18 protein-coding genes are annotated in these 16,708 nt (G+C 68.4%); 9 read left to right on the top strand and 9 right to left on the bottom strand.

What is annotated here, in order from left to right:
- Positions 1-38 precede the first annotated feature (38 nt).
- Positions 39-554 carry a hypothetical protein gene (locus tag A5745_RS12575; RefSeq protein ID WP_076064126.1) on the bottom strand — a complete coding sequence of 172 codons (516 nt, stop codon included), beginning with the start codon at positions 552-554 and terminating at the stop codon, positions 39-41.
- 292 nt (positions 555-846) lie between these two features.
- Between A5745_RS12575 and carD the strand changes: the two genes are divergently transcribed.
- From carD to A5745_RS12540, 7 genes are all read left to right on the top strand, one after another.
- Positions 847-1,335, top strand: coding sequence for an RNA polymerase-binding transcription factor CarD (gene carD / locus A5745_RS12570; protein WP_003419482.1), 489 nt, complete (start codon positions 847-849; stop codon positions 1,333-1,335).
- Between the two features lie 16 nt (positions 1,336-1,351).
- Complete coding sequence (gene ispD, locus A5745_RS12565; RefSeq protein ID WP_076116224.1) at positions 1,352-2,029, top strand: 2-C-methyl-D-erythritol 4-phosphate cytidylyltransferase; 678 nt, start codon at positions 1,352-1,354, stop codon at positions 2,027-2,029.
- Positions 2,026-2,529, top strand: coding sequence for a 2-C-methyl-D-erythritol 2,4-cyclodiphosphate synthase (gene ispF, locus A5745_RS12560; protein WP_076116223.1), 504 nt, complete (start codon positions 2,026-2,028; stop codon positions 2,527-2,529). Before ispD ends, ispF begins: the two co-directional genes overlap by 4 nt.
- Positions 2,530-2,563: 34 nt before the next feature.
- On the top strand, positions 2,564-2,824 hold the full coding sequence (locus tag A5745_RS12555; protein WP_076064131.1) for a hypothetical protein: 261 nt from the start codon (positions 2,564-2,566) through the stop codon (positions 2,822-2,824).
- A 75-nt stretch (positions 2,825-2,899) separates the two neighbouring features.
- A complete protein-coding gene (cysS, locus tag A5745_RS12550; RefSeq protein ID WP_076064133.1) occupies positions 2,900-4,309 on the top strand; it encodes a cysteine--tRNA ligase in 1,410 nt (469 codons plus the stop codon).
- Positions 4,310-4,318: 9 nt separating this feature from the next.
- Entirely contained in the window at positions 4,319-5,245 is a 927-nt protein-coding gene (gene rlmB / locus A5745_RS12545; RefSeq protein WP_076064135.1) for a 23S rRNA (guanosine(2251)-2'-O)-methyltransferase RlmB, read from the top strand.
- Complete coding sequence (locus A5745_RS12540) at positions 5,246-6,205, top strand: glycerophosphodiester phosphodiesterase (RefSeq protein WP_076116222.1); 960 nt, start codon at positions 5,246-5,248, stop codon at positions 6,203-6,205. It abuts the gene before it with no gap.
- Positions 6,206-6,218: 13 nt separating this feature from the next.
- Here the strand turns inward: A5745_RS12540 and A5745_RS12535 are convergent, their stop codons facing one another.
- On the bottom strand, positions 6,219-7,616 hold the full coding sequence (locus tag A5745_RS12535; RefSeq protein WP_076116221.1) for an NAD(P)/FAD-dependent oxidoreductase: 1,398 nt from the start codon (positions 7,614-7,616) through the stop codon (positions 6,219-6,221).
- A 236-nt stretch (positions 7,617-7,852) separates the two neighbouring features.
- On the bottom strand, positions 7,853-9,094 hold the full coding sequence (locus tag A5745_RS12530; RefSeq protein ID WP_076116220.1) for an SLC13 family permease: 1,242 nt from the start codon (positions 9,092-9,094) through the stop codon (positions 7,853-7,855).
- Between the two features lie 135 nt (positions 9,095-9,229).
- Here A5745_RS12530 and A5745_RS12525 point away from each other — a divergent pair, with 135 nt between their 5' ends.
- Positions 9,230-10,555, top strand: a complete 1,326-nt coding sequence (locus A5745_RS12525) for an MFS transporter (protein WP_076064141.1) — start codon at positions 9,230-9,232, stop codon at positions 10,553-10,555.
- Here the strand turns inward: A5745_RS12525 and A5745_RS12520 are convergent.
- Genes A5745_RS12520 through A5745_RS12500 form a run of 5 tightly spaced genes read right to left on the bottom strand, consistent with a single transcriptional unit; the run spans position 10,457 to position 14,736 of the window.
- Positions 10,457-11,374: an MBL fold metallo-hydrolase gene (locus A5745_RS12520; RefSeq protein WP_076116219.1), complete on the bottom strand. Its 918-nt coding sequence runs from the start codon at positions 11,372-11,374 to the stop codon at positions 10,457-10,459. The genes A5745_RS12525 and A5745_RS12520 overlap by 99 nt on opposite strands.
- Complete coding sequence (locus A5745_RS12515) at positions 11,374-12,132, bottom strand: LamB/YcsF family protein (protein WP_076116218.1); 759 nt, start codon at positions 12,130-12,132, stop codon at positions 11,374-11,376. The genes A5745_RS12520 and A5745_RS12515 overlap by 1 nt, the downstream gene beginning before the upstream one ends.
- Before the next feature lie 20 nt (positions 12,133-12,152).
- On the bottom strand, positions 12,153-13,013 hold the full coding sequence (locus A5745_RS12510; protein WP_076064147.1) for a metal ABC transporter permease: 861 nt from the start codon (positions 13,011-13,013) through the stop codon (positions 12,153-12,155).
- Positions 13,010-13,828, bottom strand: coding sequence for a metal ABC transporter ATP-binding protein (locus tag A5745_RS12505; protein ID WP_076116217.1), 819 nt, complete (start codon positions 13,826-13,828; stop codon positions 13,010-13,012). The genes A5745_RS12510 and A5745_RS12505 overlap by 4 nt, the downstream gene beginning before the upstream one ends.
- Entirely contained in the window at positions 13,825-14,736 is a 912-nt protein-coding gene (locus A5745_RS12500; protein WP_076064150.1) for a metal ABC transporter solute-binding protein, Zn/Mn family, read from the bottom strand. Before A5745_RS12500 ends, A5745_RS12505 begins: the two co-directional genes overlap by 4 nt.
- Positions 14,737-14,871: 135 nt before the next feature.
- Here A5745_RS12500 and A5745_RS12495 point away from each other — a divergent pair, with 135 nt between their 5' ends.
- On the top strand, positions 14,872-15,951 hold the full coding sequence (locus A5745_RS12495; RefSeq protein WP_076116216.1) for a LacI family DNA-binding transcriptional regulator: 1,080 nt from the start codon (positions 14,872-14,874) through the stop codon (positions 15,949-15,951).
- Here A5745_RS12495 and kstR read toward each other — a convergent pair.
- Positions 15,948-16,547: a cholesterol catabolism transcriptional regulator KstR gene (kstR, locus tag A5745_RS12490; RefSeq protein WP_139329563.1), complete on the bottom strand. Its 600-nt coding sequence runs from the start codon at positions 16,545-16,547 to the stop codon at positions 15,948-15,950. The two genes, A5745_RS12495 and kstR, sit on opposite strands and share 4 nt — an antisense overlap.
- Positions 16,548-16,708: the final 161 nt, after the last annotated feature.

Raw genomic sequence — 16,708 nt, 5'->3', positions numbered from 1 at the left:
ACCGACAAGCCCGGCCGCACAGGACGGCGAGTCGTGCCTCAGGCTGGCTGTGGCCCCAGCCCGGCCGAGATCGGCACCAGCACGCTGGCCTGCCCGGCCTTCTCGAAGTTGAACGTGAAGTTGTAGGTGAGGCCGTTGGTGATGGGCTTGGCGAGGGCGACGGTCGCCTTTGCGGCATTGCTGGAACCCAGGGGTCCCGGCGCCACCTTCGCGCCTTCGGGCGTCCCGACGAACAGCATCCCGCCGGCGGGCAGTCGCGCGTCGCCAGTGACCGTCACCGTCCCGATGTCGCTCGTCACGCCCACCAGTCGGTCCTCGACGTCGGGCGACTGATTGACGGCGACCAGCACCAGGTCCACCGGTCGGCCCGGCTGAATGTAGTCGCCGGTCTGCACGGCCTGGATGCGGATGTCGCGCAGCGCCACGTTGTTGATCGTGACCTTGTTGCCGTTGACGGCGGGCTCCTGGGTGGCCATCTGCGAGATCTGCCCGGCGCCGCAACCCGTGAGCGCGACGGCGATCAAGGCGACCAGGCCGATCTTGAAGCGGTTCACTCATTGCCTCCTGCGGGGCCTCGCGCCGTCGTACGGCCGTTCCATGGTGCAACTATGCACAGTAGTAGGAAGGCCATCGGAGCGGTAGCGCAGGGCACCAGACCAGGGCCGCAGGGGTCCGGACGGGGTCCCCGGACAGGTCAGGTGAGGACGTTGGTACTGTGTTCCAGTGCACGTTCTTCTCCGCCTGTCAACCCCTAATCTGCACGTGTTGTGCCCCTGACCTGCACCGTTGTTCCGCATGCGTCGGCCCGCCGTGCTAGCATGAAGTAACGAAAGGGGCTCCAATCAGATGATCTTCAAGGTCGGCGACACCGTTGTCTATCCACACCACGGTGCTGCGTTAGTCGAGGCGATCGAAACCCGAACCATCAAAGGGGAACAAAAAGAGTATCTCGTCTTGAAAGTGGCGCAGGGGGACCTGACCGTTCGAGTACCCGCAGAAAACGCTGAGTACGTCGGTGTCCGCGACGTCGTCGGCCAAGAAGGCCTCGACAAGGTTTTCCAGGTGCTGCGCGCTCCCCACACCGAAGAGCCCACCAACTGGTCGCGCCGCTACAAGGCGAACCTGGAAAAGCTCGCCTCCGGTGACGTCAACAAGGTGGCCGAGGTAGTGCGCGACCTATGGCGTCGCGACCAGGAGCGCGGCCTGTCCGCCGGCGAGAAGCGCATGCTGGCCAAGGCGCGCCAGATTTTGGTTGGCGAGCTGGCGCTGGCCGAGAGCACCGACGACGCCAAAGCGGAGACCATCCTCGACGAGGTTTTGGCCGCCGCTTCCTGAAAGCCCAGAGGCTCTGGTGGTCGGGGCAGCGGGCAGCGTAGTCGCAATCGTCCCGGCCGCGGGCTCGGGTGAACGACTGGCGGCCGGGATTCCGAAAGCATTCTGCGAGCTCCATGGCCGCACGTTGCTCGAATGGGCCATCTCGGGCCTGCTGAAGTCGGGGGTCGTTAACCACGTTGTGGCGGCGGTGCCTTCCGATCGCATCGACCAGGCCAACCAAGTCCTGGGAGCCCAAGCCACCGTCGTGGCCGGCGGCGCCGCTCGCGCCGACTCGGTCAATCTGGCTTTGTCCGCCCTGCCCGGCCAACCGGAATTCGTGCTCGTCCACGACGCCGCCCGCGCGCTGACGCCACCGGAATTGATCGTGCGGGTGGTCGAGGCGTTGTGGTCGGGCCACGCGGCCGTCGTGCCCGCGCTGCCGTTGTCTGACACCATCAAGGCCGTGGACGCCAACGGGGTGGTCCTGGGCACGCCGGAGCGGGCCGGCCTGCGCGCCGTGCAGACGCCGCAGGGCTTCGCGACCGACCTGCTGCTGCGCGCCTACGCGCGCGCGGGTACCGCCGAATTCACCGATGACGCGTCGCTCGTCGAGCAACTCGGCGGCCAGGTCCAGGTGGTCGACGGCGACCCGCTGGCCTTCAAGATCACCACCCAGCTGGATCTACGGCTGGCCGAAACGATCGTGCACCGGTGAGCGAACTGCCGAGGGTCGGGCTGGGCACCGACGTGCACCCGATCGAACCGGGTCGGCCCTGTTGGGTGGTGGGGCTGCTATTTCCCGGAGCGGACGGTTGCGCAGGCCATTCCGACGGCGACGTCGGGGCTCACGCGCTGTGCGACGCCGTGTTGTCGGCCGCGGGGCTGGGCGATATCGGCGGTGTCTTCGGCATCGATGATCCGCGCTGGAAAGGCGCCAGCGGCGCCGACATGTTGCGCCACGTCGTCGATTTGATCGCGCGGCACGGCTACCAGGTGGGAAACGCCGCCGTGCAGGTGATAGGCAACCAGCCCAAGATCGGCCCGCGCCGCGCCGAGGCGCAGGAGGCGCTGTCGGGTCTGCTGCGGGCGCCGGTATCCGTGTCGGCCACGACCACCGACGGCCTGGGCCTGACCGGGCGGGGCGAGGGCCTGGCCGCCATCGCGACGGCGCTATTGGTCCCGATCGGCGACGAACCGGGTCATGCGGGGCAATAATCACGGTAGGCGGGGCTGGATATAGGAGTGCACGATGAACAAGCCGACAGCCGCTCTATTGACAGCGATGGCGCTCGCCGCGGCGCCGCTGGCACTGGCGCCGGTGGCGCACGCCGATGTGTGCGCCGGCGCCGACGGACGCCACGTCGCCGTGGGTGGATGCAGCCACGTGGCCGGCGATGTCGCGGCCGGCGCGGCCATAGCGGGGGCCACCGATCCGTACTGGCCGGGTGAGGTGCCGTGTTACTCGGTCGAGGGCGTGCCGTATTACACGCCCGATGGCGACCCCTGCTGACGGCAGCGCGTTCGGCCGCCGCGGCCCTGCCCTGAGGGCCGGGCAAATCGGAACCAGCAGGTAAGCTGGCACGTCGTGACCGATCACGCCCGCATGCGGCTACACGACACGGCCGCCGGTGCCGTGCGTGATTTCATTCCGCTGCGCGAGGGCCACGTCTCCATCTACCTGTGTGGCGCGACGGTGCAGGGCCTGCCACATATCGGCCACGTCCGCAGCGGGGTGGCCTTCGACATCTTGCGGCGCTGGTTGATCGCGCGCGGCTACGACGTCGCATTCATCCGCAACGTGACCGATATCGACGACAAGATTCTCAACAAGGCCGCCGCGGCATGCCGGCCGTGGTGGGAGTGGGCGGCCACGTACGAACGCGCTTTCAGCGCGGCCTACGACGCCCTGGATGTCTTGCCGCCGTCCGCGGAGCCGCGGGCGACCGGGCACATCACGCAGATGGTCGAGTTAATCGAGCGGCTGATCGAGAAGGGCCACGCGTACACCGGCGACGGCGACGTCTACTTCGACGTGCTCAGCTACCCGGAATACGGCCAGCTCTCCGGGCACAAGATCGACGACGTCCACCAGGGCGAGGGCGTGGCCAGCGGCAAGCGAGACCAGCGTGACTTCACGCTGTGGAAGGGTGCCAAACCCGGCGAGCCGTCGTGGCCGACACCGTGGGGGCGCGGACGCCCCGGCTGGCACACCGAATGCGTGGCGATGGCGCGCGAGTACCTGGGCCCGGAATTTGACATTCATTGCGGTGGAATGGATTTGGTCTTCCCGCACCATGAGAACGAAATCGCGCAGAGCCGTGCCGCCGGGGATGGGTTCGCCCGCTACTGGCTGCACAACGGCTGGGTGACGATGGGCGGGGAGAAGATGAGCAAGTCGCTGGGCAACGTGCTGGCCATCCCGGCGATGTTGCAGCGGGTGCGGCCCGCCGAACTGCGTTACTACCTGGGCAGCGCTCATTACCGGTCGATGCTGGAATTCTCCGAGGCCGCCCTACAGGACGCCGTGAAAGCCTATGTCGGCGTTGAGGATTTCCTGCACCGGGTCCGCAACAGGGTCGGTGCGGTCGTGCCCGGCGACTGGACACCGCGCTTCGCCGAAGCGCTCGACGACGATCTCGCCGTCCCGATCGCGCTGGCCGAGGTGCATCACGCCCGCGCGGAGGGCAACCGGGCGCTCGACGCGGGCGATCACGAAGGAGCGTTGACGTACGCCGGGTCTATCCGCGCCATGATGGGCATCCTGGGCTGCGATCCACTCGACGAACGCTGGGAATCTCGCGACGAAACATCCGCCGCGCTCGCGGCCGTCGGCGTGCTGGTGGAGGCCGAGCTGGAAAGCCGGCAGAAGGCCCGCGAAGAGCGCAATTGGGCTCTCGCCGACCAGATTCGGGATCGACTCAAGCAGGCCGGCATCGAGGTCACCGATACCGCCGACGGGCCGCAGTGGGAGCTGCTGGCCGGTCAAGACAAGTAGGGCCGGTAGATGGCCGGTAACTCGCGGCGCCGCGGAGCGATACGCAAACCCGGCACCAAGAAGGGCCCCACCGTGGGCTCGGGCGGACAGCGCCGCCGTGGGCTGGAGGGGCGCGGTCCCACGCCGCCCGCACATCTGCGTCCGAACCATCCCGCCGCCAAACGCGCCCAGCAGCCGCGAAGGCCGGCCAAACGCAGCGACGAAACCGAAACCGTGCTAGGCCGCAACCCGGTGCTGGAATGCCTGCGCGCGGGCGTGCCGGCGACCGCGCTCTACGTCGCGCTCGGCACCGAAGCCGACGAGCGTCTCACCGAATCCGTCTCTCGCGCAGCCGATTTGGGCATCGCGATCCTCGAGGTACCGCGCACGGACCTGGACCGGATGACCAGCAACCACCTGCACCAGGGCATCGCGTTGCAGGTGCCGCCGTACAACTATGCCCACCCTGACGACCTGCTCGGGGTCGCCGCCAAATCGCCGCCGGCGCTGCTGGTCGCGCTGGACAACATCTCCGATCCCCGCAATCTCGGTGCCATCGTCCGTTCGGTCGCCGCGTTCGGTGGTCACGGCGTGCTGATCCCGCAGCGACGTTCGGCCTCGGTGACAGCGGTGGCGTGGCGCACCAGCGCGGGGGCGGCGGCGCGTATTCCGGTGGCGCGAGCCACCAATCTAACCAGGGCACTTCAGAATTGGGCCGATGCCGGCCTGCGGGTGATCGGATTGGACGCCGACGGTGACACCGCGCTCGACGACCTGGACGGCACCGACCCGACGGTGGTGGTCGTCGGCTCCGAGGGCAAGGGTCTGTCGCGGCTGGTGCGTCAGAACTGCGACGAGGTCGTGTCCATCCCGATGGCCGGTCAGACCGAATCGCTGAACGCGTCGGTGGCCGCCGGTGTGGTGCTCGCCGAAATTGCCCGTCAGCGAAGGCGTTAGTTGACCGGCCGCCTTGTCGCCACACTGTTGGCGCTGGCGGTGCTTCTTGCGTCGCCGGCGTCAGCGCAATCGCCCGTCTTCGACCTGCAGGCCCATCGCGGCGGGCGCGGCGAGACGACCGAGGAGTCACTGCGGGCATTCGCCAAATCGCTCGAATTGGGGGTCAGCACACTCGAACTCGATGTCGGCATCACCAGGGACGGGCAGCCCCTGGTATGGCACGACCCGACGATTCAGCCCGAGAAGTGCTCCGACACCGCGCCCGTCGTCGCTGGCGACCCCGAGTACCCCTACGTCGGCAAGCTCGTGCACGAGCTGACCCTGGCGCAGATTCGCACGCTGGACTGCGGCCGCCGGCTCGAGGAGTTCCCGCGGGCGGAAGTGGTGCGGGGCAACAAGATCGCGAGCCTGCCGGAAGTGTTCGCGCTGGCCGATTCGTATCGCGCCGACGTCCGCTACAACATCGAGACCAAGGTGGAAGCCGATGACCCGGGCAGATCGGCAGACCCGCAGGAATTCGTCGATGTGATCCTGGCCGCGGTGAGATCGGCGGGCAAGATCGACCGCGTGGAGGTCGAAAGCTTCGACTGGCGCACGCTGCCCATGGTGCACCGGGCCGAGCCGTCGATTCCGTTGGTCGCCTTGTACGACGAGGAGACCTGGGCGCCGGGCTCTGCCTGGGTCGCGGGCGAAAATGTCGCCACGATCGGGGACCCGATGATCGGGGCGTTGCTGGTTGGCGCCAACATCCTCTCACCGGACTACCAACAGGTCACCGGCAAACCCTACGTCGATCGCGCGCATGCGTTGGGGCTCAAGGTGATTCCCTGGACCGTCAATGACGCCGACGCCATGCGTTCGCAAATCGCGGACGGCGTCGACGGCCTCATCACCGACTACCCGACGCGGCTACGCGGCGTGCTGGCCGAACTCGCGATGCCGCTGCCGCCAAAGGTCTAGGCCTCGACCTCGACTAGCCAGCCACGCTGTCGGCCAGAACACCGACGTCGTCGAGATCGTGTCGGCGTCTGCGCTGGTTGGCGCGGGCTGCGCGCCAAATCATGCCCGGGCGCAGCAGCCGGGTCGCGGGATCGACGAGTGCTGTCACCCTGAAGAACTGATTGAATGCGGTGGTGTCGTGTTCGGCCGCGGCGAGCACGCGATCGACGTATACGTTGAGCAGCCGGGTGACCAGCGGTGGTGTGCCGTCGATTTCGGGCAGAGACAGGTCGGGATTGGCCGAGAGCTCCCAAGCTTGGCGGATCGGCACCATCGCGTCTCGGAAAAACCTCCGCGCCAAATCCCTTGTGCCGCTGGATAAGCATTCGCGCAGCGCCACCGCCTCCAATGCGGCCACCGTCATGCCCTGGCCGTAGATCGGGTTGAAGCTGCAGATCGCATCGCCGATAACCAGCAAGCCCTCGGGAAATCGTCGCATCTTGTCGTAGCGGCGCCACTGACTGGATGGCTGACGGTGCCGCGCGGGCTCTCCGACAGGTTCGGCGGCTCGCACTGCGGCGAGCATGTGGGCCGGTGCGTAGTCCTCGACGAACTCGCACATCGCCGCGATGTCGGCGGGTGGCTCGTGTCCTGCCATTCCGAACACGGTGAACATCCAGGTGTCGTTCTCGCAGTGCAGAATTCCCAGCCCGTGCGGGCGACCCGGCACGACACCGACGAGGAAACCGCGTTCGTGCAGCGCGTCCGGCGCCATGCGCAGCAGCTGGCTCACATAGGTCAGCTGCACCGAGACATGATCCTCGCGCGGGCGGTCGTAGCCCATCCGGTTCAGCCACAGCGGGGTGCGGGCTGCGCGCCCTGTGGCATCGACCACCAGATCGGCCCTCAGCGGGGCGACTTCGCGGGTGCGACGATTGACCACCTGCGCTCCCGTGACGCGGTGGTGGTCGGGAGTTGATGTCAACTGCACGATGTCGTGCTCGTCGAGCAGGGTGACGTTGGGGACGCCGCGTAGCCGTCCGCGGACGTGTTCCTCGATGAACGGGCGGGTCGCGAGATAAGCGGTAACCGAGGTGGCGCTGCCGGTGCGCGCCATCAGGTGGCCGCCCAATTCGTAGTGCAGCCGCGACAGGTCCCGGCCGTCGATGTAGTGCGCACCGTCAAGGACCAGCTGATCGAGGATGCCGGGGAACAGTTCCTCGAGCACCTGGGCGCCGCGGGGCAGCAGGCCATGGAGGTGCCGGCCCTGCGGCACGCCTCGACGAGCCTCCGGGTTGGTGGGAAGGGCGCCGGGCAGCGGGTCGCGCTCGACCACCGTGACTGCTTCGTAGAACTCGCTCAGCGACCGCGCGGCCAGCAGGCCGGCCATGCTCGCTCCCAACACCACCGCTTTATTGCCGATCTTGGCCATGGTTTCCGCCTTTGCTCAGCGCCTATCTGACGAAAGCCATGCTCACGGCCCGCGGGTAGGGGCCGATAGCGTAGTCGACTACTTCACTAATGCGTGTCACGCGAAACGCGGGAAAATCGCCGTGCGTGGGAATCGCTGCGGGAACTCGTGCCTACCGGCAATCGTCTGCCCGCGCTGCGGCGTGCTCGCAGACGAGATTGGCGCCTGAAGCTCTTGGCCGGGGCCAACCGCCGACCCTAGAGTCCCAGCAGCCGCGCCGACCCCCACAGCGCCACCACGGCCACCGCCAGCGCCGGGGGCACGGTGCACAACCCGAGGCGGGTGTACTCGCCGACACCAGCGTCCGTATCGTGCTGTCGTAACACGCGCCGCCACAACAGGTTTGACAGCGAGCCGACATAGGTCAGGTTCGGCCCGATGTTGACTCCGATCAGCACCGCCAGGATGACAACCGGGCCGCCAGGCGCGACGAGCGGCAGCAGCACCAGCGTCGCCGGCAGATTGTTGACGACGTTGGCCAGCACGGCGGCCACCGTGGCGACGGCGAGCAGCGCGGGCAGTCCCGAGCCCGACGGCAGCACTGTGGACATCGCCCTGTCCATCCCATGGACCATCACCGCCTGCACAACGACACCCAGCGCCAACACGAACACCAGGAACGACGGTTGCGCCGAACGCGCGATCTCGACCACTGAGGTGTGCCCGCGGCTCAGGCTACGTACCGCCAGCACCGAAGCGCCGACCAGCGCGACCCACGCCGGGGCCACCCCCACGGATTGGCCGAGGGCGAACCCGGCGAGCGTGAGCCCGACGACCACCAAGACGAAGACGGGCGGCCGCGGTGCCGGCCCGGTGCGTTCCGGGTCGGGCTGGACGCGTAGGTCCCCGGCGAAAAACAAGCGGAACGCCACGTAGACGACGGCCACGGCGGCCACCCACGGCAACGCCATCGCCAGGGTGAACTTGGTGAACGAGAGGTTGGCGGTGTGAAAGGCCAGCAGGTTGGTCAGGTTCGACACCGGCAGCAGCAGCGAGGCGCCGTTGGCAAGGTGGGCGGTCGCGTACGCGTAGGGCCGCACCGGGGTCCGCAGCCGCCGGACGGCGGCCAGCACCACCGGGGTCAGCAACACCACCGCGGCGTCCAGGCTCAGCACCGCGGTGATCGCGGCCGCAATGCCGAACACCCGCAGCAGCAAGCCGGCCGACCCGACGCGCCCCTGGGCGATCGCCGCGCCCGCGGCCTCGAACAGACCTTCGTCGTCGCACAGCTTGGCCAGCACGAGCACCGCGCCCAGGAACGCGACCACGCCCGACAGCCCGGCGATCTCGTCGGCCGCCTGATGCACCGATATCGCGCCGACCGCGATCAGGATTGCCGCCGCCGGAACCGCCGCGGCCGCCTCGGGCCATCCCCGGGGCCGGACAACCGCAAAGCCGAGAACCACGGCGAGGAGCAGCAGGCCGAGGGTCAAGGCCATGCGGCGGGGCTCCTAACGCTGAATGCGGTGACGCCGCATGGTACCTGTCGGCGGCGCAATCCCGCGCGCGCTGAACGGCGGCGGGATCGGTTACTCTACGTCGATCCTTCTGACCGTCCCGGGAGAGCGGAATCGATGACGGAGCCGAACACCGTTGCGGCGCTTCCGCGCCGGACGGTGCACGCGCTGGATCTACTGTCCTTTTCGCTGGCCGACGTTCGCGATGGTTTGGGCCCGTATCTGTCCGTATACCTCCTGCTGACCCATCATTGGGATCAGGCTTCCATCGGATTCGTCATGGCGGTCGGCGGTATCGCCGGCGTGGTGGCGCAGACGCCGGTCGGCGCGTTGGTCGACAAGACGACCGCGAAGCGAGGCCTCGTCATCGGCGGCGCGGTGGGGGTCGCCGCGGCCGCGTTGGCCATGCCGCTGCTGCCCGGCTTCTACACGATCTCGTTCCTGCAAGCGGTTACCGGGATCGCCGGGTCCATTTTCAATCCGGCGTTGGCCGCGATAACGCTGGGCATCGTCGGCCCGAAATTGTTCTCCAGACGGGTCGGACGCAACGAATCGTTCCGGCATGCCGGCACCGCGTCGGCCGCCGCCGCCGCGGGCGGGCTCGCGTACTTCGTCGGTCCCGTGGTGGTGTTTTGGCTGCTGGCGGCGATGGCGGCGATCAGCGTTGTTGCGACGCTGCGTGTCCCGCGCGACGCCATCGACAACGACGTCGCGCGCGGTATGGACAAGGCAACCGGAAAGCGGCACGGGGAGCCGTCGGGATTCGCGGTGCTGCTGCGCAACCGGCAATTGATGATCTTCGCCGCGGTGGTCTTCGCCTTCCACCTCGCCAATGCGGCGATGCTGCCGCTGGTCGGCCAGGAGCTGGCCCTGCACAACAAAGAGGTCGGGACGGCGCTGATGTCGGCGTGCATCGTCGCCGCGCAGGTCGTCATGGTTCCGGTGGCCTACCTCGTCGGCACTAAAGCCGATGTCTGGGGCCGAAAGCCGATCTTCCTGGTCGGTTTCGCCGTGTTGACCGTTCGCGCGTTCCTGTACCCGCTGTCGGACAACTCGTACTGGCTTGTCGGTGTGCAGTTGCTCGACGGTGTCGGCGCTGGCATATTCGGGGCGCTGTTTCCGATCGTCGTCCAGGATGTCACGCACGGCACGGGCCGGTTCAACGTCAGTCTCGGGGCGATAACCACCGCGTGGGGAGTGGGCGCGGCGCTGTCGAATTTCGTCGCCGGCGGGATCGTGGTCGCCGCCGGGTACGGCACCGCGTTCATGTCACTGGGCGCCATCGCCGCGGCGGGATTCGCCCTCTATCTGATCGCGATGCCCGAGACGCTGGCCGGATCCGCTTCACGCCCAGGGGTTTTCGCGACGCCACACCGTGGGCATGTGCAGGGCGACGCCGTCGCGTCCGGCCAGCTCGTCGAGGACGGCGATGGACGCGTCTAAGTCGTCGCCCGCATAGGGCAAGGCCCGCAGCGGTTTCGACAACGGGCGGAAGAAATCGTCCCAGTGGATCAGGATCACCCGTCGCGCGCCGACCGCGCGCACGGTCTCATTCCAGTAGGCATCCAGGTACGAGCGCGGCTGCACGCCCAGCTGCCCGACGCTGAGGTAGACCGCGTCGGCGCGGTGCCCCGCCAGCGCGCCCTCGACGTAGCCGGCGCTGCCCTGGATCAGTAGCCGCTGCCCGGACGGCAGGTGGTGGACCAGCGTCGACCACGCCTCACCGCACCGGTAGGCCGACACCTTCACCGGCGGCGTCAGCGGTGCGTCGATCGTTCCGGGAAAGCGGTCGGGTGGACAGTGGTGCGACTCCACCAGCGTTACTTCGTAGGCGCCCAACCGAATTGGCTCACCGGAGGCGGCGACGACGAGGCGGTCTTCCGGCAGGCCGTATCCGCGCCCGACGTTGGCCGCCGACTCGCCCCCGACCAGCTGCGCGCCGGTGCGGTCGGCGACCAGCGCGGAATCCATCACGTGGTCGATGTGCGTGTGCACCGGGATGACGGCCACCAGCCGCGACACCTTCGCCCGGGCCAGGCAGCCGTCCACCCGCGCCGATGACGGCGAGAGCTTGCCGGCCGCGACCCGCGCCAGGCTTGGCCGGGAGAAGTAGCCGTCGGTCATCAGCGCGCACGACCCGTCGTCCAGCAGCAGTGTCGCCACACCCATCCACGTCACCGAAAGCGAATCGGCTTCGGCCGCGGGCACGTCGAACCGATCCGAATACCGCGCGATATCGGGACGACCGAGCCGCAGGCGCATCAGGCGAACGACCTGAGGTCGACGCCGGCCGCGGTGAGTCGCTCGCGTACCGCGGCCGCGATCGCCACCGCGCCCGGCGAATCACCATGCACGCAAACGGATTCCACGCTGACCGGAATCTGGGCGCCGTCGATCGCGGTGACCTGTCCCGAGGTCACCATTGTCACCACCCGCTCGGCGATTGCCGCCGGGTCGTGCAGCACCGCGCCCGGTTCGCGACGGGAGACCAGCTGGCCGTCCGGCCGGTAGGCGCGATCGGCGAACGCCTCGGCCACCGCGCGCAACCCGGCGCGGGCGGCTTCGTCGAAAAACGCCGAGCCCGCCATGCCCAGCACCGGCAGCTCGGCGTTCACCAGGCGTACCGCTTCCGCGACGGCGGCGGCCTGCTCACGGTTGGTCACGATCGTGTTGTACAGCGCGCCATGGGGTTTCACATAGGACACCGTCGAGCCGGACGCCTGCGCGATAGCCTGCAACGCGCCGATCTGATAGACGACGTCGGCGACGAGATCGTCGGCCGCGACGTCGATGAACCGCCGGCCGAACCCGGCCAGGTCCCGGTAGCTGACCTGCGCGCCGATGCGCACGCCGCGCTCGGCGGCCGAGCGGCACACCCGCAGCAGGCCGGCGGGGTCCCCGGCATGGAATCCGCACGCCACGTTGGCGCTCGTGACGATGCCGAGCATGGCGTCGTCGTCCCCGAGGCTCCAGACGCCGAAGCCCTCGCCCAAATCGGAGTTCAGGTCGATACCGGCCATCCGCCTAGCTTATTGGGGCGCTAATCGGACGGCTGGTGTCGCCGCCCCAGAACCCAGCAGAACACGTAGATCACGAACGAGATGCTGGCGACGAAAACCGACACCGGGACACCGGGCGCCAGCGAGAGCACGATGCCCCCGACCGCGGACACCTCGGCGAAGACCACCGATGCGACCATCGCCGCCGCCGGCGAGACGACCACCCGGGCCGCCGCGGCCGCCGGCGTGATCAGCAGCGACATCACCAGCAGCGCCCCGACGATCTGGACGGCCTGGGCGGCCACCACGCCGACCAGCGCGGCGAACACGATGCCCAGCGCGCGAACGGGCACGCCGCGCGCGGCCGCGACGTCGGGATCGACGGTGGCGAACAGCAGCGGGCGGTAGCACGTCGCCAGCGCGGCGATGACCAGCAGGCATACCAGCGCGAGCATGGCCAGCCCGGTGTAGCCCACCCCGACGATCTGGCCGGTCAGCAGCGCAAAGCTCGTCGCCGTGCGCCCCGGATACAGCTGGATGAAAAGCACGGCCAGGCCCAACCCGAACGCCAGCACCACCCCGATCGCCGAGTCGCGCTCCCGGGTCCGCTGGCCGAACAGGCCGAACAGCACGGCGGCCAGGGCGCTGCCGATCAGCGCGCCCAAGCCCACCTCGAAGCCGACCAGCAGCGCGAATGCCGCTCCGGTGAGCGACAATTCGCTGGATCCGTGCACGGCGAACGACATCTGGCGCATCACGATGAACGGCCCGATCAGCCCGGCCACCAACCCCAGCAGCGCGGCCGCGAGCAGAGCCTGCTGGACGAAGTCATGGGCGAGCAGGTTGGCGGTCACGTCGAAGGCGAACAGGTGGTCCAGCATGTCGGCGAGCCGGTGGTTCATCCGGTGCACCCCTCATCCGGCTCGCCCACCACCGCATAGCCGTCCTTGACCTTGACCACCTCGATGTCGGCGCGGTAGAGGTCCGACAGCGTCTCGGTGGTCATCACCTGCTCGACGGTGCCGATCCTGAATCGGCCGTCGACCAGATACAGCACCCGGTCGACGTAGGGCAGGAAAGGGTTGATCTCGTGGGTGACGACGATGACCGTGGTGCCGGCGTCGCGCCGGCGCCGATCGATCAGTGCCGACACCAATTTCGTGTTGGCGGGGTCGAGGGTCAGCAACGGTTCGTCGCACAGCAGCAGCGTCGGGTCGCTGACGAGCGCCTGCGCGATCCGCACGCGCTGCAACTCGCCGCCCGACATCACCCCGACCGGGACGTCGGCCAGGTGTTCGCCGTTGACCTGGCGCAGCGCCTGCCACATGGCCGCGCGCCGTCGGGCCCGGTCGGCGGAGCGCAGCGGCGTGCCGCCCCAGCGGCGTCCGTCGATGCCAAGCCGGACCAGGTCGCGCCCACGCAGCATCACGCCCCGGTCGATCGGGCGGTGTTGCGGCACATAGCCGATGTCGCCGCTACCCGCCGTAATCGGCTTGCCGCCCACCAATGCGGCGCCGGCGCTCAGCGGCAGTTGTCCGAGCAGGACCTTGAGTAACGACGTCTTGCCGCTGCCGTTGGGACCCAGCACGGCGATGAACTCGCCGGGCGAGACCGACAGGTCGAGGTGATCCCAGAGCACGCGATCACCGAACGCCAGCCGGGCGCCTGTCAGAGAAACGGCGGGACGGTCGACGGGCTGGACCGGTTGGACGCTCACCGGCCCGACCGCAGCGCGGCGAGCAACTGGTCGACGGTGTTGCGCTGCCAGGTCAGGTAGTCGGTGCCGTCGGGCAGCGTCTCCGTCACTTCGGTCACCGGCACACCCGCGCGGCGGGCCGCGGCTGCCACGCCGTTGATAGCCGAGGTGGACGTCTGCCGGTTGACCAGCAGCGCCGAGACTCGCCGGTGGTTGATCAGATCGAGGACCGATGCCATGTCAGCCGGCGCTGGGTCGGTCTCGTTCTCGTTGGCGGCGGAAAAGGCGGCGGGGGTGCGATCGGTCAGGCCGGAGGCCTCCAGCAGGTAGTCCGCCACGGGCTCGGTCGCGATGACTCCGGCGTGTGGGTACGCGCTGGCGATGGCGTGTTCGGAGCGGGTGATCGAGTCGGCGCCGCGGCAGAATTCGGCCGCGTTGGCCCGATAGTCGGCGGCATTCGCCGGATCGATGGCCGCCATCCGGTCGGCGATGGCGGAGGCAACCGATTTGGCGACGCTCAGGTCGTAGAAGACGTGCTCGTTGGGCGGATCGCCGGGGTTCGCGCGACCGACAAACGAGTAGGCGTCAACGGGTTTGACGGACCGATGCCCGGCCAGCACCTGGTCCACCCACGGGTCGTAGCCGCCGCCGTTGTAGACCACCAGGGCCGCGTCGATGATCGCCGCGGCGTCCGATGGCTTTGGCTGATACGAGTGCGGATCCTCATCCGCGCCGCTAAGGATGGACTTGACGGCGACGTGGCTGCCGACGACGGCTCGTGCCACGCTGCCCCAGACATCGGTGGAGGCCACGACGGTGGCCGCCTGCGGGCGCGCCGAATTGGCGATCCCGCAGCCGGCGAGCGCGCTCGCGACCGCCAAGCAAGCGACAATGGCCGACAGCCGCCGCGTCGGATTTACCAGTGCCATTCGTGTCCCATGTCCGCCGATGTGAGCCCGCTGAGTCCCTCAGACAGCTTAATCCTAATGACAATCGTTTCCATTAGGAATAGGGGGTCGAGGCTGCGTAGGCGCCGACGGGGATCCGCTGTAGCGTCACCGAACGTGAGTCCCACCCCCCGCCGGCGTGCGACTCTGGCGTCGTTGGCGGCCGAACTCAACGTCTCGCGCACGACCGTCTCGAATGCCTTCAACCGCCCGGATCAGCTCTCCGCCGACCTTCGCGAACGGGTGCTGGCGACGGCCAAGCGGCTCGGTTACGCCGGACCCGACCCGGTGGCGCGATCGTTGCGGACGCGCAAAGCGGGGGCCGTTGGTCTGGTGATGGCCGAACCGCTGACCTATTTCTTCAGCGATCCCGCGGCGCGGGATTTCGTTGCGGGAGTGGCACAGTCATGCGAGCAGCTGGGGCAGGGGCTGCTGCTGGTAGCCGTAGCCGGCAGCCGAACACTAGAGGACGGGACGGCCGCCGTGCTGGGTGCCGGGGTGGACGGCTTCGTCGTCTATTCCGTCTGCGACGACGATCCCTATCTCCAGGTGGTGCTGCAACGTCGGCTTCCCGTCGTGGTGGTGGATCAGCCCAAAGGCCTGTCCGAGGTGTCCCGCGTCGGCATCGACGACCGAGCGGCGATGCGCGAGCTCACCGACTATGTGCTGGGGTTGGGACATCGTGAAATCGGGCTGCTGACCATGCGATTGGGCCGGGACCGTCGGCAAGGACTCGTCGACGCCGAGCGGCTGCGGTCACCGGCATTCGATGTGCAGCGCGAGCGCATCATCGGCGTGTGGGAGGCGATGAAAGCCGCGGGGCTGGACCCGGATTCGCTGACCGTGGTGGAAAGCTACGAACACCTCCCGGCGTCGGGCGGCGACGCGGCCAAGGCGGCGCTTCAGGCCAATCCGCGGATCACCGCGTTGATGTGCACCGCGGACATACTGGCCCTGTCGGCGATGGATTACCTTCGCGCACACGGCATTTACGTGCCCGGCCAGATGACGGTCACCGGGTTCGACGGCGTGCCCGAGGCGATCAGGCGCGGGCTGACGACGGTCGCGCAGCCGAGTTTGCAAAAGGGACGCCGGGCGGGCGAACTGCTGCTGAACCCGCCGCGGTCGGGTCTGCCAGCCGTCGAGCTGCTGGACACCGAGCTGATTCGCGGGCGTACCGCCGGTCCGCCCGCCTAGCCGGATTCGGTGTCGCCGATGAGCAACCGCACGGCCAGGTCCAGCCGCTTGCTGACGTCGGTCGCCGAGGCGCGCCGGGTGAGCCACGCGAGCAGGTTCGACAGCCACACGTCGGAGATCACCCGGGCGATGTGGTACTGGTCCTCGGTCGGCTCGCCGTCGGCCATGGCACGCGCGAACATGGAATCGATGAGCTTCTCGACCTGGTCGACCTCGCTGGCCGCGGATGCGTCGGCGAAAACATAGGCGCGCGTCATCGCCTCGGTGAGTAGCGGATTGCGCTGCATCGCGCGGTTGAGCTTGCCCACCATGAAGTTCAGCCGCAGGAACGGCGTGGCGCCGGCGACCGCGGAGCGATCGGTTTTGGCGTCGATGCGGCTGAACTCCCGGCCCAGGGCAGACACCAGCAGATGCACCTTCGACGGGAAATAGCGGTACAGCGTCCCAACCGCTACGTCGGCCCGGTCCGCCACCGCGCGCATCTGGACCGCCTCGTAGCCACCCTTCGACGCGATGGCCATGGTTGCGTCCAGGATGCGTTTGCGGCGCTCCCGCTGTGCCTCCGAGCCCAGCTCGGATTCCGCCAATACCGCCACGTTTATGACCTCGCGCGGCTGCGATTCAGAAACGCGGCCCAGGTTCGTGTTCGCTGGCGACATCTGGCCGATTCCCCCTCTTCCGGGCGGTTCGTTCGCAAACGATACGCAAGCCGATTGTGAATTTCCCACCTCCACCCCACCGGGACAACGAGCTGTCC

It is taken from the genome of Mycobacterium sp. IS-2888, assembly GCF_001954215.1.
Classification (GTDB): Bacteria; Actinomycetota; Actinomycetes; order Mycobacteriales; family Mycobacteriaceae; genus Mycobacterium.
This window is presented reverse-complemented; position numbering and strand designations above follow the sequence as displayed.